Here is a 16,882-nt window from a genome sequence, read left to right as displayed (position 1 = left end):
ATATTTCTTCCTCCTTAAGGATAAGACTTAATCGATGGATTTGATAGATCGAATCATTTCATTAAAGTCTCTTATTAACTGCTTTAAAATCTAAAGTTAGAACATTTATAAAAGCGCCGATAAAAAATATGAGACAATTTAGATAAATCCAAAACATGATGACTAAAATTGCACCCAAGGCAGTGTTACTATTAAGTGATTGATTAAATTGAATAATGGTCCCAAATAATTTACCTAAAAGAGTAAACGTTAATACAGAGAATAAGGATCCTGGAATAGCTTTAGTATATTTTAATTGATGATGCGGTAAATAGGTATAAACAATCACTAGAAAAATAAAGAGGAAAAATAAAGACCCCCAACTTCCCCCTCTTAACCAAGTAAACAAAAAGCTCAAATCACTTCTTAAATACTGGTCAATCCAAGTCAGTAAATACTCACCGAAAGTAAAAATAAAGGTTGAAACTAAAATAACTAAGACGCTGACTAAGGTAAAAAGATAGGCAAATAAGCGTTGAATCAAAAAGTGTCTCTTACTCTTTACCCTATATATTTGATTGAGCACTCTTTGCAAGGCATTAAACACATTGGAAGCAGGCCATAAAGCTAAGACTAAACCAATTGGCACCCAGCTAGTAGAAGCTGTTTGATAGTACTGTTGAATCATTGGGATTAAGGACTTAGCCACTTGTCCAGGCAAAGAAGTTCTCAAAAAGACAATGACTTCTTCATAAGAATAAGGTAAGAGCACAATCAAGTTGGAAAAGGCTAAGAGAATAGGAACAACGGCTAAGAGAATAAAGTAAGAAACTTCCGCCGCGTATGAGCCAAAAGAAAGCCCATCAAGCTGCTTTTTTATTTTGACAACTAAGCTTTTGATTTGGTCTTTAGACTTGGTATTTAACAACCCCATTTAGGCTACTCTCCCTTCTTATAACTTCTATAGATTACCATAATCATTGAGTAATTGCACTTGAATGTCTAAGCAAAATCGATAAATTCAATCGGATTGCTTAGACAATAATTGGCAATAAGGTTATAATTAAAGAGAATAAAGAACGGAGGGAATTTATGTCTAACGGTGTTACTTTTTACTTTATGCGGCACGGTGAAACGATATTTAATCACAATGGTCAAGTGCAAGGTTGGTCCGATGCCCCCCTAACTGCTAAAGGAATTGAGCAAGCAAGAGCTTCTGGTCGTGGCATTGCAGATATCCATTTTGATGCGGTTTATTCCAGCGATTTACACAGAACGCAAGAAACTCTCCGCTATGTTCTGGATGAAAACCATCACAAAGACCACTACGAAATCCAATTAATGAAGGAATTACGGGAAGTCTTCTTTGGTTCATTTGAAGGTCAACCTGCTTCCAATCTGTATGATGCAGTGGATGAGCATTTATTGGCCGGTGGTATTGACGTAAAAAAAATGGATAAACCAATTGAAATGCCTAAATTTCTAAAGCTAGTAAAACATTTAGACCCTGAACATTGGGCTGAAAATTATGTTGAATTTTGGGATCGGATTGAATCAGGACTTTTAATTCTATTAAATAAGCATGCGGGAACTAATCAAAAAATATTGATTATGAGCCATGGCATGGCCATTAGCAATCTAATTCACGGTTTAGTGGCAGATTTCGAGAGTGGACAACCCCTATCTAATTGTTCCCTATCCATTGTTGAATATCGTGACGGACAATTTCGTTTAAACGCCTTTAATCAAACTGAGCATTTTATCTACGATAAATAAGTCAGCCATTTTATAAATTAATCCTAAACAATAAAAACACCGGGGCATTTACCCGGTGTTTTTTGCTTGAGAATTTAGAAACTAGGAAACCTTAGCCTGCATCCGATACATTTCGGCATACTGTCCATTTAAAGCCATCAATTCATGATGGTTGCCTTTTTCTTTGATTTCGCCATTATCCATCAAAATAATTTGATCGGCATGCTGAATAGTCGATAGGCGGTGCGCAATGATAAAAGTTGTCCGACCTTTTTGTAGCACTTTCATGGCTGCTTGAATGATCGTTTCAGTCTCAGTGTCAATATGTGAAGTTGCTTCGTCTAAAATTAAAATCTTAGGATCAGCAGCCAGGGTACGCGCAAAGGAAATTAACTGCCGTTCCCCTGAAGAAAGGGATTGACCTTTTTCAACCACTACTTCATCGATCCCCTTTTCTAATTTAGCCATCATTTCTTTGGCCCCAACTTGTTCGATAGCCTGCATGATCTTTTCTTGGCTGATCTCCGGATCATTCATAGAGATATTACTAGCAATGGTTCCTGAGAAGAGGTAGGGCTCTTGTAGGACGATGCCCATATCGGCTCGAACACTCTCACGCGAAAAGTCTTGAATATCCTGGCCGTCAATCAAAATCGTTCCATCTTGTGGATCATAGAAACGGAAAATTAAATTAATTATCGAAGATTTTCCTGAACCGGTATGACCGACTAAACCAATTGTCTGACCAGGTTCAACTTCAAAATTAATATTTTTTAAGACTTTTTGATCGCCTTTATAAGCAAAGTTCACATTTTGAAAGCTAACACGCCCCTCACCCATTTCAAAGACTGCTGCTTGATCTTTTTCACTGGGGTGATCCATCAAGGAAAAGACCCTAGAGCCTGAAACTAAAGATTGTTGCAACATAGTCATTAAACGCACAATTTGTGTAATCGGATCAAAAAGGCGCGATACATAATTAATTAACACATATAATTTACCGACAGAAATACCTAAGATGCCCTCTAAGTATTGAGTTCCTAAATAGGTCACTACCAATAAAATACCCATATTTTTTAATAAATCAGCCAAGGACCAAGAGAGTCTAGAATCAATCTTTTGGGATTGGAGTCTTGATTGATACCATTCTTCATTGGTTGCTTCAAATTCATCATTGAGCATTTCTTCTTGTCCAAAGGCTTGAACAATTGTTACCCCTTGAATAATCTCAGCCGTTTTGCTGTTTAATTCAGAGATACTTTCACGCCATTTAGTATTGACTGGCGCAATTTTACGCATATAAATAACTTGCCAAACGATAAAAAGTGGGATGAATAAAAGAAAGGCTAAACCAATTTTTAAATTGACGTAGAGTAAGGCGGCATAAATACCAATGACCGTCATTAAGTTAATCAACATACGGTTACAAAAGTTTTGATAAAAGGACTGACGCAAAACTTCCGTGTCATTGACAATTCGAGCCGCAATTTTTCCAGCCGGTTTATCATCAAAGTATGAAACCGGTAGGGTTTGCATATGCTGATGGGCTTGATCCCTCACCTTTTTACTCAACTGATTGGCCACAAAAGCCATTAAAATATATGCAGAGTAAGAAAGGACTGCCGAAGAAACCAAAATCAAGACATAGCGAATGAAGAAGCTAATTACCTTGCCTTGTTCAATGATTTGATTATTACTGACTTGATTGGCTGCATAATCAATTAAATCTTTAGCTAATAAAGGAGCATAAACAGAAAGGCCGACCGAAGCAATTAGGAAGAAAACACCTAATAAAAATTTCCATTTAGCATACTTCAAATAGGATAATAAACGTTTAAAAGTTTCCATTTTCGCCCTCCTCCATTAGTTGATTACGATACTGTTGGTAATACCAACCTTTAGTTTTTAATAGTTCTTCAGGTTTTCCTCTTTCAATGATGCGCCCATCTTCTAAGACTAAAACTAAGTCTGCATGCGAAACAGCTGAAAGACGATGGGTAATGATAATATTGGTTTTATCTTGACGTGCTGCTTGAATATTTTTAATGATAGCCGTTTCGGTTTTAGCATCTACTGCAGACAAGGAGTCATCCATAATTAAAAGCTCCGGCTTACGAATTAAAGCACGGGCAATCGCAATTCTTTGTTTTTGTCCACCTGAAATGGCTACCCCTTTTTCACCGATTAAGGTTTCTAAGCCCTTATTCATATGGGCCATATCCTTAGTAAAATCAGCTGCTTCAATGGCCTCGTTCAGCTCCGCTTCTGTCGCATCAGACTTTCCAAAAAGAATATTATCTTTGACTGAGCGAGAGAAAAGCACATGGTCTTGAGGAACATAACCAATCAAACTAGCTAATTGTTCAAAATGATAATCAGCAATCGGATGGCCGTTAATCTTTAAGGATTCAGGATCTTCAACAGGATACTGGCGTAAGAGTTGTCGCACTAAGGTCGACTTACCTGAACCGGTTTTGCCAACAATTCCTAAAGTTTGACCCGCCTTTAAAGAAAAATTGATGGCTTGAATAACTGGCTCTTGATCATCAGGATAGGCAAACTGAAAATCTTTGAAATCAATTTGTTCAATCTGACTAATCGATCGGTCGCCTTCTTTGCCAAAGAGATCATCAGCCTCTTCGATTTCTTGAATCTTACGGTGTGAAACTTGACCCTGTTGATAGATCGCAATCAAATCAGACATCCCCCAAATCACTTCATTAAACATACCGAGATAAATTTGGAAGGTAATCAATTGACCAATTGATAATTGGCCTTGGTTGACGTAGTATGCCCCTAAGGCTAGACCAATCCCTGTGGAAAGGCCAGAAAAGATACGAGCAGAAGGTCCAAAAAAACCAAATAAGAAGTTCATCACATTGGTTTGTTTGACAACATCTTTGGTTCTTTCTTGAAAACGCACCTGCTCTAAGTCTTTCTTTCCATAGGCACGGATTACGCGTACCCCATCAACTGTTTCAAGCACTTCGTTAGACAATTTAGCTACCGCATCGCGGCTGGCTTCATAGCGTTTATCGGCTTCTTGTCCTAGGAAATGAATGATCACCCCAAAAAGAATTAAAGGAATAATTGATATTAAAGTCAATTTCCAGGAAATAGTAATAAACATGACTAAAAGAATTGAAATCAGCCAAGATCCATCTGAAATGATAATTAGAAAACCATAAGCTAATGTTTCCCCCAAACGATCTATATCTGAAGTCATCCGCGTCATTAAATCACCCGAGCGGTAATTTTCATAAAAAGGTAATTTTAAATAAGTGAGTCGGCGAAATAATTTTTGACGGACTTGCTTGGTGAAAAGTGATGAACGACCAAAAAGAATCACCAACCAAGAAGCCTCTACGATATAATTTGATACAGCCGCTACTGAGAAAACGGCTAAATAAAAAATTAAAGTCTTTGAATCTAAAGATTTTTTGACAATGGCATCAATGAATAATTGAATAATATAATTGGGAACGATAGCTAATAAGCCTGATAAAATGGCTAGTAGGCCGCCAATGAAATAAGCCATTTTATGTTCCTTAATAAATTGATATAATGCTGCTAACATCTCTCTCCTTCTTCCTAGATCCTTTCATAATAAGTAAGCATAAAAGACACCTATTTAAGGTGCTCCTTAAATAGGTGTCTTTTTGCATAATGACAGACTCCTAGATCAATTAGCTAGTGAGTCTTCCTATTTATTATGAAAGGAGTTTTTGTGATAATTAAATGAAAGACAAATAAGTTCATAGTGTTCATTGTTTTAACTCCTTTCTAAATTAATGAATCTATTGTATACCTTTTCATATAATCTGTAAACACTGATTTCATTTTATTTGCAATTAATTGTCAATAGCGTATCGTATAATTAGAGTTACTATTTAATTAGGAGGTTTATTTATGAAAATTGTTGTTCTAGAAAACTTAAAAGTCCCCCAAGAACGGATTGAAGAACTGGCAAAACCTTTAATAGAAGCAGGCCATGAGTTTAAATATTACCCTGAAAAAACGACAGACCCAGACGAAATGATTAAACGCTGTCAGGGAGCAGATATAATAACTTTGGCAAACAATCCTTTTCCCGAAGAAGTCTTAGATCAATTAGACATGGTGAAATATATTAATGTCGCTTTTACCGGTGTCGATCACATCCCTTTAATTCAAGCCAAAGATAGAGATATTCTCGTTTCTAATGCAGCAGGCTATGCCAATACAGCCGTCGCTGAATTAGTCCTAGGGATGACGCTTAATTTATTCCGTCAACTCAAGGCTAGCGACCAAGAAGTAAGAATGACCGAAGACTTTCCTGGTATTCGGCAAGGCTCTGAAATTAAAGGCAAGACGGTAGGAATTATTGGAACTGGAAAAATTGGTAAAGAAACGGCTAAATTATTCAAGGCCTTTGGCGCTAACTTAATGGGATTCAATCGCAGTCGTGATCAGGAATTAATCAATATGGGAATGGATTACTCCTCCTTAGAAGAATTACTAGCTAAGAGTGATATCATCACTATCCACCTTCCACTTAACCGCGAAACCCAGCAATTCTTTGGAAAAGATCAATTACAAGCTATGAAAAAATCAGCCGTTTTGATTAATTGCGCTCGCGGTCCAATCATTGATAGTGATGCCCTAGCCCAAGCCTTAAAGGATGGAGAGATTGCTGGAGCCGGAATTGATGTCTTTGATAGCGAGGCACCTCTTCGTGAAGACCACCCGTTGCTAACCGCACCAAACATCCTACTGTCTCCTCATGTTGGTTACTTTACCCATGAAGCGATGGATTTAAGAGCTCAAATCGCTTTTGAAAACATCTATCGTTATCTTGAAAATCAACCACAAAACTTAGTTTAATACTCCTTATAAAAAAGCACCCTAAAAAATAGGATGCTTTTTCTCTTTCAATTTGAACCAGTTAAATAGCTTAGTATAATTCATAGATTACATCGAATAAGTCTTTATCTTTTTCAATTTTCGCCTTATTACCAATAACTGCTAAAGTGTAATCTTGAAGTGCGTTTTCTAATCCATCTGCTAAATCATTTAGTTGCTCATTCGTTACTGCAATCATCTCTTCTTTTAACTGACTAATCATTCGATAATCTAAGCCAGTTAAATGCAAGGTGAAGGCTTCTACTCCTTTTTCGTGTGCTGATTTAGGACGTTCTAATGGTGAAAGACTGCCAATGATATTCTTAAGTAGCTCGCTTTCTGAAAGCTCTAATTGGCGCACATAAGCAGGAATCGCTAAATAACTTTCTACTGATTGGCGGATATTAGGATCACGATAGGACATCATATATAAAGAACCTAACCGATCATGACCATAACCAGAACCGTAGGCTCCACCTTGTACACGAATGGTATTCCAAAGATAGCCTAAATTCAATTCATTGCTCAGGACCTTAGAAGCACCTGAATACTGTAGGTGGTCACTAGCATCAGCCGCAAGACCAACATAGTTGACATCTTGAGCGGTGACAAAGGCTTCATTTTGTTTCTTGCCACTTGGATAAGTTTGCAAAGGTCCTAAATCTTTTGATGGAAGCTGATTAAACGCTTTAAGCACCTTATTTTTAACCAAACTTGCTCGCTCTTGATTACCGGTATATAAAATGTTTAGACGGTTAAAGTTAAGAATTTTTTGATAGCTAGTCTTTAATTGGTCTAATAATCGATCGCCTTTTCCTTCTTTGAGTAAGTCACGGCATTCTTTTAAATAATTAAAGAAATCAATGCCTGAAGTCATTTGTTCTAATTTAAGAGCTGGCTTATACTGGCTCAGTGCGCGTTTAAGGGCTAAAACATGAGCCCCAAAGTTTATACGGTTTTCAAAACCGGCAATTAATTCTTGGATGATGCGTAAGATTTCTTGCTGATCTTCAATCAAGGTCGAAGTCATAATTTCTTGCATTAAGTCGATCAAATGATCGGATGAAGCTTCCAGTGCTTTTCCATTTAAGGCAAAATAGGTTTGAATACTACCGTCTAATTTGGGAACGATATCTACTGAGGCTAAGATGCCACCGGTGTGGGTATCCATTTGCTGTTGTAATTGATCAGAAGAATAGTTTTTTGTAGCAAGGCCTGACATCAACTTGGCTAATAATGAAAGGCGTGAGTATTCTTCGACTTCAAGATCACGAATATCCCAATAAAGCGATAAGTAATCAATGCCTGAGGTGAATTGGTCTGCATGATAAAACTTACCTTGACTCTTTTCAAGCGGATTAATTGTCAAAGGTAATTCTTCTGTTTCTGTTGTTAAGTCTTCCTTAGTTAACATAGGGATTTTAGCTAAATCTTCTGGTTTATCGACCGATACTTGACGTTCAATTAAGGCTTGAGTGGAAGCTACCAAATCTTCTACCTCTTGTTGTGAGAGTTGAGACTTGTATGCTTGTAGTTCTTGATCTTGCTTGGCTTCTTTTTGATCACTTAGTCCTGGACTTGCCTCAAGCGTGATTGCCACACGGTGGTTATTGTTTAACAATTTTTCTTCAATTAATTTTTCAAAGTAGCCCTCTTTGGCAAGCTTTCGCAATTCTGTTAACCTCTCAGAGAAGGAAAGAATGTCAAAAGGTGAAAAGTCGTACAACCAGGTTTGGTAAGCCGATAAGGTATAAAAAAGGCCGCGAGGACGTGATTCTGAAATGACTCTTTCTTTCAAACGGAAGCTAATTTTATTAATGGAAGCTTGAATAATTGCTGGATCAATTCCTTCATCAACCAATTTAGCTAAGGTTTCTTTAACAACCTTTTTAAAGTCCTCCATCTTATTAGCAGACGAGTACTTAGCTAGAATCATAAAAACTTCAGTATAACCAGGTAAATCATGACCTCCACTGATGTCGCCACCTATTTCCGCATCAAGGAGTGCTTTCTTCAAAGGAGACTGGTTATTACCGAATAAAATTTCTTCCAAAATTTCAAAGGCCATGGCTTCTAGTAATCTGTCAGCAGTCGAAACATGCCAAGCTAAACATAGATAGTCTTTGTCAGCTGGGTCATCTCCTTCAGTGATCGAATAGTGTTTATTAATTTCTTTTTGACTTGGCTCTTGGATATTAAATTTTAAATCTACAGCTGGTGTTTTGCCTTTTCCTGAAAAGTATTCTTCTAACCTCTCAAAAGCATGGTTAATATCTAAGTCACCATAAAGAACGGTTAATGAATTGCTTGGATGGTAATATTCTTGATGGTAGTCCACAAATTCTTTTTGGGTTAAATCTGTAATAGCTGATGGTAGACCACCTGATTCATATTGATAAATAGAGTCTGGATATAAGGATTGACTCATGGCATGATACATTTGATCATCCGGTGAAGCCATTGCCCCTTTCATTTCATTATAGACGACCCCTTTATAAATCAGCTCATCCTCAGCCTTTTCTAAATGATAATGCCAACCCTCTTGCGCTAAAATTTGCGGATTTTGACGGAAATTCGGTTCGAAAACGGCATCTAAATAAACGCTCATCAAGTTGCTAAAGTCTTGGTCATTCGTTGAAGCGACAGGATAAATGGTTTTATCGGCAAAAGTCATAGCGTTTACAAAGGTATTCATCGATCCTTTGATAATCTCTACGAAAGGTTCTTTAGACGGATATTTTTTAGACCCATTGAGAACTGAATGTTCGATAATATGCGTAATTCCATTGTCACTATATGGCGGTGTTTTAAAGCCAATGGTGAAAGATTTATTCTTATCTTCATTTTCGAGATATAGAACTTGAGCCCCCGTTTCTTCATGGACATATAAATGTCCCACCGAGTGAATATCTGGAATGTTTTGACTTTCTATTTTGTTAAATGTCATTATATGACCTCCTAATTAATTGTTTACTTTCTCATTATGGCATAATTGTAAGCCCTTTAAAAGAATTTAGAAGTATTTCGAAGCAATAATTTCTGCTATAATATTATAAAAGGAGTGATTGAATGAAAAATATTTTAACAACAACTTTAGTGGTTCTTGTTTTAAGTTACATAATCCCTGGGATTGTTGTCACTAGTTTATTGTCTGTCATTATTTTTTCTATTTTATTGGGATTAGTAAGTGGAACTCTAGGACGTTTATTAAAGTTTGCAGGCTGTGCCATTAATTTACTGACCTTTGGTTTCTTCAACCTTGCTATTAATGCTTTTATGATTCAATTAGTAGACAGTATGTTGGATGGTATTCAAGTTGAAAACTTCTGGTACGCAGCTTTACTGTCAATCGTTATTAGCCTCTTCTCTACTTTCAATCAGAACGAAGATATAAAACACAATAGAATCTAGTTCCATTTTAAAAACAAAAAGACAAGGTTTGCCATGGCAGACCTTGTCTTTTTTGAAGTATGTATCTTTTCGATTAGTTACCGCGATTAGCCATAATCACTTCGACTTCATCTGGGTTCAAGCCGACCATGGCTTCACCCAAATCTTCTGACACTTCGGCGATGACTTTAGGATCTTGATAATTTTCAACAGCTCGAACAATTGCTTTGGCTCTTTTTTCAGGGTTACCTGATTTGAAAATACCAGACCCAACAAAGACCCCTTGAGCACCTAATTGCATCATTAAAGCTGCATCGGCAGGAGTCGCTACCCCACCAGCAGAAAAGTTAACTACTGGCAATTCACCCGTTTCATGCACTTTTTTAAGTAAATCATAAGGTACCTTTAAGTCACGGGCTTCGACATATAGTTCATCTTCATCCATGGCTTGAATACGTTTAATGCCCGCTTGGATCGACCGCATATGGGTCACAGCTTGAACCACATCTCCTGTTCCCGCTTCTCCTTTGGTCCGAATCATGGAAGCTCCTTCTTGAATACGACGGAGAGCTTCGCCAATATTTCTAGCTCCACATACAAAAGGTATTTGGAAATTTGTCTTATTTATATGATGGTCATTATCAGCTGGTGATAAAACTTCAGATTCATCAATAAAATCAACGTCAATAGCTTGTAAGATTTGCGCTTCGACAAAATGACCAATACGCACTTTAGCCATAACCGGGATAGAAACAGCTTCTTGAATCGACTTGATTAAGGCTGGATCGGACATCCGGCTAACGCCACCTGCTTGACGAATATCTGCTGGAATACGTTCTAGAGCCATAACAGCCACTGCACCCGCCGCTTCAGCAATTTTAGCTTGCTCTGGATTCATAACATCCATAATCACGCCACCGACAAAAGTTTTTGGATCAATAATTTCTTTAGACATAAAATCATTCCCTTCTATAGCTATATGATAAAAGATTTTGGTACTATATAAAGTACCAAAACAAAAGAATGTGAGGGTACCAGATTGTTATACTTACAATTATATAATGAAATCAAACAAAGAATCCTACAAGGTCAATTAAATCCCGGTGAAAAGCTAGCTAGTAAAAGACAAATGGCTAAAGACCGTGGGGTCAGCCTTAATACTATAACAGCTAGTTTGGATCAGTTAGCCGCAGAAGGCTATATTGAAGCTATTCAGCGAAAGGGATATTTCGTTCTCAGCCAAAAGTTAAGTTTAAAAGAACCCAATCAATGGCAGCTAAGTGAAATAGAAACAGAAAGTCAGCCAGCTATTGATTGGCGTTACAAGGGAGTGGATCCTGAATTTCCAGTAGCCACTTGGAAAAAAATTACTATGGAGTGTCTCAATCAAGATGCAAGATATTTGACTGAAAAAGGCTCTAAACTCGGTGAACATCATTTACGTGAAACGATTGCTACCTACTTATGGAATGCCAAAGGAATTAAGGCTTCTCCTAGTCACATTATTATTGGCTCCTCAACTGAAAACTTACTTTTACTCTTAGTTAAATTGATTGGTAAGGCTAAAATCGGTGTTGAAGATCCTGGTTTTCATCGTTGGGGTGATTTTTTAAAAGCCAATCAAATTGAACAGATACCGATTGAATTAGATCAAGAAGGTGCAAATCCTAGTCCCACTGATAAAAAAGAAATGGACTTACTCTATGTTACCCCCTCTTACCAGTTTCCGACGGGCTCGATTATGACAATCGGACGCAAACAAGAACTATTAGAGTGGGCCAATCAAGACGATAAATGGATAATTGAAGATGAATATAATGGTGAATTTCGCTATCAAGGTAAGCCTATTCCCCCTTTAAAGGCGATCGACTCACATGACCATGTTATCTACTTACAGTCTTTTTCATCATTAATTAGTCCCGCTTTAAGAATATCTTTTATACTTTTACCAGACTCGCTCTTACAAAAATTTAAAGAATACCCTTATTATTTTTCTTGTCCCGTTCCACGATTGACCCAAAATGTCTTAGCACAATTCATGGCTGGTGGACATTTTACGCGTCATGTTAACCGCATGCGACGAAAATATGCTAAGAAAAGACAATTATTAGAAGAATGGGCTAAAAACTTCGATAATCTCAAAATTGTTGGTACAAACGCGGGGCTCCACCTATTATTGGAAATTCACGCTACTACTCTTAGTGAAAGTAAAATTGTTGAGATAGCAAAAAAAAACAGCATGGCTCTATCCCCTTTAGCAGACTATGAATTAAATAAAAAAAGAAGACCCGCTAGTTTAGTAGTTGGATATGCTAGAGCTGATTTTAATGAATTAGAAGCCGGAATGAAGCTTTTGGAGGAAATATTAAATCTTAAAAAGAGAGAGCTTTCAGATCATAATGATTGACATTGGAAAGGATTGCTTTAAAATAGTTCTCATGGTAACTAATATGAAAGGAGACTTCCATGCTCTATCATTTAAAACATACAATCCACCAGGCCGAACAACTTAAAATGCGTTATGCAAATGATTATGATATACAACATTTAGACGGTCCACAAGGACACACTATTATGTACCTATACTGCCATCAAGACTCAGACGTTTTTCAAAAGGATATTGAAGACCACTTAAACATTTCTAAATCTGTGGCCAGCCATTTAATTCAACGGATGAAACGTAATGGTTTTATTGAAACTTTTCCCTATGCGGAAGATAAACGTCATAAAGTCATACAATTAACAAAATTAGGTCTTGAAAAATCGAGTAAAATTGAAGCGTTTATTATCATGATCAAACAAACCCTTCTGAATGGAATCTCACAAGAAGAAATTAATTGCTTGCATAAAATTTTTCTACGAATAGACCAAAATATTATAAGGGCCAATAAATTATTGGATCAAAAGGAGGATACTCATGCTTAAAATATTTAAAAGACTAACCGCTAAACAAGTAGCCACGATGATAACTGCTATTATCTTAATCATTGCTAGCGTTTGGATTGAATTGCAAGTACCTGGCTATATGTCAGAAATTACACAAAGACTGCAAAATCCGGGAGTAGCTGTTTCAGATCTCTATCATCCAGGATCTAAGATGGTTGGTCTATCGATTATTGGTCTCGTCTTATCGCTGATAGTTGTCTTCCTATCAGCACGAGTGGCAGCTAGTTTTGCCTCGGGATTGAGACGTGACGTTTTTGATTCTGTTATGGATTACTCAACAAAAGAATTGCAAGATTTCTCCATTCCTAGCTTATTAACGCGAACAACCAATGACATCGTTCAAATTCAAGTCTTCTTGGCTATGGGCCTACAAATTATTGTTAGAGGACCGATGATGGCTATTTTAGCTGTTGGTAAAATTTCTACAAAAAATGTGGAATGGATGTGGGTAACCTTTACTGCTGTTGGCTTAATGTTAACAACCATTATTATCCTCTTATCCATCGTTTTACCTAGACAAAAGTTAGTCCAAAGCTTAACCGACCGCTTGAACCGTATCATGCGAGAAACCCTATCCGGTATGCGCGTAATTCGTGCTTATAATGCGGAAGACTATCAAACCGAAAAATTCTCAGACGCTAACCAAGAACTAACCGGTTTAAACTTAGTCATTTACCGAACAATGAGTTTTATGAACCCTCTAATGATGCTTGTTTCTAACGGTTTGACTTTAGGAGTTTATTGGGTAGGCGCCTATTTGATTGCAGCTGCTGCCTTTCAAGAAAAAATCGTTCTTTTTTCAGATATGATTGTCTTTTCATCTTATGCCATGCAAGTAGTGATTGGTTTTATGATGATGACTATGATCTTCATTATAACGCCTCGTACCATGGTTTCTGCTAAAAGAGTCGGTGAAGTACTAGATACTAAATCGAGTCTCATCTATCCAGAAAATGCCCCACAAGAAAAAGATAAAGGGTCGCTGGTATTCCAAGATGTTAGCTTTACTTATCCAGGTGCTTCTAAGCCTGTACTGGAGGATATATCCTTTGAAGCAAAAGCTGGTCAAACCCTCGCCTTTATCGGGTCAACTGGATCTGGTAAATCCACCTTGATCAACTTGATTCCACGTTTATTCGATACCACTGAAGGAGAAATTTTGATTAATGGCAATTCGATCAAAGACTATCCTCGTGAACGCCTAAACGAAATTATTGGCTATGTCCCCCAAAGGTCTGTCTTATTTTCAGGAAGCATTGAATCTAATATTGCTTTTGGCGATTCCAGCCAAAGCCCACTCAGTGAAGCCGAAATATGGGAGGCCATCGATATCGCCCAAGCAAAAGATTTCGTCACTGAAAAAGAAGAACAATTACAAAGTTATGTAGCTCAAGACGGTACCAACTTCTCAGGTGGGCAAAAGCAACGTTTAGCCATCGCCCGAGCTATCGGTCGAAAACCGCAAATTCTTATCTTTGATGATTCCTTCTCAGCCCTTGACTATCAAACCGATCGTAAATTGCGCCACATTCTAGCTGAAAAAACCAAAGAAATGACTAAAGTCATTGTCGGTCAAAGAATTTCAACCATCATGGATGCTGATTTGATTATGGTCATAGAAAAGGGACGAATTGTTGGTAAAGGAACCCACCAAGAATTATTAACATCCAACAAAATCTATCAAGAAATCGCTTATTCACAATTAAACAAGGAGGAACTTGACAATGGAAAATAAAGATAAAACTGTTACTTTAAGAACCTATAGCAAGGGCTTCCGTCTAATCTTTGCATTGGCTCTTCTTTTCTCAATAGCTGGTTCTTATATTTCAGTAATCGGACCGGATCGAATTCGCCAAATTACCGACTTAATTGCTCAAGGCATGATGAATGAAATGAATTTAGAAAAGATCAGTCAACAAGCCACTTATTTAGCTATGTTATTTGCTTTGGGGGCTGTTGCCAACTACGGTGCTTCCTTTATCATGGCAACTATCTCACAACGTTTAACGCAAAATTTGCGTGAAGGGATTGGTCACAAGGTCAACCGCATGCCTCTTAATTATTTTGACCAACATTCGCAAGGCGATACCCTGTCACGAGTGACCAATGACTTAGACACTTTAGGACAAACACTCAACCAAAGTATGTCTACCCTTGTTTCTGCTACCACTATGTTAATCGGAACACTTATTATGATGTTTCGCACAGATGTTACTTTGACCTTTGTTTCTATCGCAACCGTTGTAGTTGGTTTTGGAATCACTATTTTTCTAATGATAAAATCCAGAAGCTTTTTTAAGCAACAACAAAACCACTTAGCCGACATTAACGGCCATATAGAAGAAATGTATACTGGCCATGCTATTGTACGTTCATATAATGCCATCGAATTCGCCAAGGAAACCTTTCGGACGATTAATGAAGATTTAGAAAGCAGCATTTGGAAAGCCCAATTTCTCTCAGGTATTGCCATGCCTTTAATGATTTTTATTGGTAACTTTGGTTATGTATTGGTGTGTATCTTCGGTGCAGCCTTAGTAATCGAAGGTCAGATAACGATTGGAGTCATTGTCGCCTTTATGATGTATATTCGGATGTTCTCTCGGCCGATTCAACAGTTGGCTCAATCCAGCCAAGCTTTAGCTCAGGCTCGCGCTGCTATGGCTCGTGTGTTTGATTTTCTTAATGAAGCAGAATTAGAAGATGAAAACCATAAGACGCGTCAATTAGAAGACGTTAAGGGTTTAATTGAATTCGACCATGTTCATTTTGGCTACGATCCTGAAGAAATGATTATTCACGACTTCTCTGCCTATGCCAAGCCAGGCAAAAAGATTGCCATTGTTGGGCCAACCGGTGCGGGGAAAACCACAATTGTGAACTTATTAATGCGCTTTTATGAAATTGATAGGGGTGAGATTCGTCTAGACGGTAAAAATATCCAAAAAATGAAACGTAGTGAAATTCATGATTACTTCTCTATGGTTTTACAAGATACTTGGCTATTTGAAGGAAGCATTCGTGAAAACTTACTCTTTAATAAAAAAGATGTGGGAGAAGCTGAAATGATTGCGGCTTGTCAAGCTGTCGGCATTGACCATTTTATTAATACCCTCCCCCATACTTATGACACTATCCTAGATGAAAAAGTTACCCTATCAGTTGGGCAAAAACAATTACTAACCATTGCCCGTGCGCTCATTAAGGACGCGCCATTATTAATTCTAGATGAGGCAACATCTTCAGTAGATACACGAACAGAAGTGCTTATCCAAGAAGCCATGGATAAATTAACTGAGGGTCGAACTTCCTTTATCATTGCCCACCGCTTATCAACTATTCGTAATGCTGATTTAATCTTAGTCCTAAAAGATGGTAATATTATAGAACAAGGTAACCATGACCAATTAATTCAAGCACAAGGATTCTACGCCGACCTCTATAATAGTCAGTTTGAAGCTGCCTAATCTAAGTTTACTCACACAAAAGCTCGCCCTAGCAGGCGAGCTTTTTAGCTATTGGCTCACTTGTCGTCTAAATTCAAAGTGATAGTATTGATAGTGACAATGATAGTTCAAGACAGCCCCTACAGCAGCTGATAAGCTGAAATCGATAGAAAGCTAGATTCCAACTGCATGATGGTCAGGATGCTTTGAAGAAGGATCCAAAACCATCCTGCTCCACAATATTTTTATAATCTTTATTAAGAAATTCCCTCTTATTGTATCTTGTCTGTGTTTTAGCAAGACCCCAATTAAATTCGCTTTTTATTGATAGTTATTTTAAGTATTTAAAAAAACTTCAATAATTGAAGGCATAAGTTACTTATCTTTTAAGTTTATCTACTCGTATGTCTCATCGGTATATCATACACAATTAAAATTGATCAGACCTGTTCGTCTGTAGCAGCTGGATTTACCAAGTTGAAGCG

At 37.4% G+C, this 16,882-nt stretch carries 12 protein-coding genes; 7 read left to right on the top strand and 5 right to left on the bottom strand.

Translation table 11 applies throughout. The features are described 5' to 3' along the window. Positions 1–61: 61 nt before the first annotated feature. Entirely contained in the window at positions 62–913 is an 852-nt protein-coding gene (locus tag ACQV2P_RS01850) for a YihY/virulence factor BrkB family protein (protein ID WP_428875498.1), read from the bottom strand. Positions 914–1,071: 158 nt separating this feature from the next. Between ACQV2P_RS01850 and ACQV2P_RS01845 the strand changes: the two genes are divergently transcribed. Next, complete coding sequence (locus ACQV2P_RS01845) at positions 1,072–1,755, top strand: histidine phosphatase family protein (RefSeq protein WP_428874135.1); 684 nt, start codon at positions 1,072–1,074, stop codon at positions 1,753–1,755. 81 nt (positions 1,756–1,836) lie between these two features. On the opposite strand, the gene ACQV2P_RS01840 is transcribed toward ACQV2P_RS01845, so the two are convergent. Both ACQV2P_RS01840 and ACQV2P_RS01835 read right to left on the bottom strand, forming a co-directional pair. After that, positions 1,837–3,582 carry an ABC transporter ATP-binding protein gene (locus ACQV2P_RS01840; RefSeq protein ID WP_428874137.1) on the bottom strand — a complete coding sequence of 582 codons (1,746 nt, stop codon included), beginning with the start codon at positions 3,580–3,582 and terminating at the stop codon, positions 1,837–1,839. Then, positions 3,569–5,311, bottom strand: a complete 1,743-nt coding sequence (locus tag ACQV2P_RS01835) for an ABC transporter ATP-binding protein (protein ID WP_428881909.1) — start codon at positions 5,309–5,311, stop codon at positions 3,569–3,571. The genes ACQV2P_RS01840 and ACQV2P_RS01835 overlap by 14 nt, the downstream gene beginning before the upstream one ends. 332 nt (positions 5,312–5,643) lie before the next feature. On the opposite strand from ACQV2P_RS01835, the gene ACQV2P_RS01830 reads away from it, so the two are divergent. Then, complete coding sequence (locus ACQV2P_RS01830) at positions 5,644–6,597, top strand: NAD(P)-dependent oxidoreductase (protein ID WP_428894554.1); 954 nt, start codon at positions 5,644–5,646, stop codon at positions 6,595–6,597. A gap of 70 nt (positions 6,598–6,667) precedes the next feature. Here the strand turns inward: ACQV2P_RS01830 and ACQV2P_RS01825 are convergent, their stop codons facing one another. Further along, positions 6,668–9,562: an insulinase family protein gene (locus tag ACQV2P_RS01825; protein ID WP_428894553.1), complete on the bottom strand. Its 2,895-nt coding sequence runs from the start codon at positions 9,560–9,562 to the stop codon at positions 6,668–6,670. Between the two features lie 122 nt (positions 9,563–9,684). On the opposite strand from ACQV2P_RS01825, the gene ACQV2P_RS01820 reads away from it, so the two are divergent. Next, a complete protein-coding gene (locus ACQV2P_RS01820; protein ID WP_428874141.1) occupies positions 9,685–10,026 on the top strand; it encodes a phage holin family protein in 342 nt (113 codons plus the stop codon). 73 nt (positions 10,027–10,099) lie between these two features. On the opposite strand, the gene pdxS is transcribed toward ACQV2P_RS01820, so the two are convergent. Continuing rightward, positions 10,100–10,960: a pyridoxal 5'-phosphate synthase lyase subunit PdxS gene (pdxS, locus tag ACQV2P_RS01815; protein ID WP_428874142.1), complete on the bottom strand. Its 861-nt coding sequence runs from the start codon at positions 10,958–10,960 to the stop codon at positions 10,100–10,102. A gap of 84 nt (positions 10,961–11,044) precedes the next feature. Here pdxS and ACQV2P_RS01810 point away from each other — a divergent pair, with 84 nt between their 5' ends. From ACQV2P_RS01810 to ACQV2P_RS01795, 4 genes are read left to right on the top strand one after another with little or no spacing between them, the layout of a single operon-like run. After that, positions 11,045–12,412: a PLP-dependent aminotransferase family protein gene (locus ACQV2P_RS01810; RefSeq protein ID WP_428894552.1), complete on the top strand. Its 1,368-nt coding sequence runs from the start codon at positions 11,045–11,047 to the stop codon at positions 12,410–12,412. A gap of 59 nt (positions 12,413–12,471) precedes the next feature. Continuing rightward, complete coding sequence (locus ACQV2P_RS01805) at positions 12,472–12,930, top strand: MarR family winged helix-turn-helix transcriptional regulator (protein WP_428874144.1); 459 nt, start codon at positions 12,472–12,474, stop codon at positions 12,928–12,930. Beyond that, positions 12,923–14,686: an ABC transporter ATP-binding protein gene (locus tag ACQV2P_RS01800; protein WP_428881910.1), complete on the top strand. Its 1,764-nt coding sequence runs from the start codon at positions 12,923–12,925 to the stop codon at positions 14,684–14,686. Before ACQV2P_RS01805 ends, ACQV2P_RS01800 begins: the two co-directional genes overlap by 8 nt. Continuing rightward, entirely contained in the window at positions 14,676–16,418 is a 1,743-nt protein-coding gene (locus ACQV2P_RS01795; RefSeq protein WP_428874146.1) for an ABC transporter ATP-binding protein, read from the top strand. The genes ACQV2P_RS01800 and ACQV2P_RS01795 overlap by 11 nt, the downstream gene beginning before the upstream one ends. Positions 16,419–16,882: the final 464 nt, after the last annotated feature.

The sequence above is a fragment of the Facklamia sp. P12932 genome, from assembly GCF_050409545.1.
Classification (GTDB): Bacteria; Bacillota; Bacilli; order Lactobacillales; family Aerococcaceae; genus Facklamia.
Note: the sequence above shows the minus strand (reverse complement) of the source record. Positions and strands in the feature narration are given on the sequence as shown.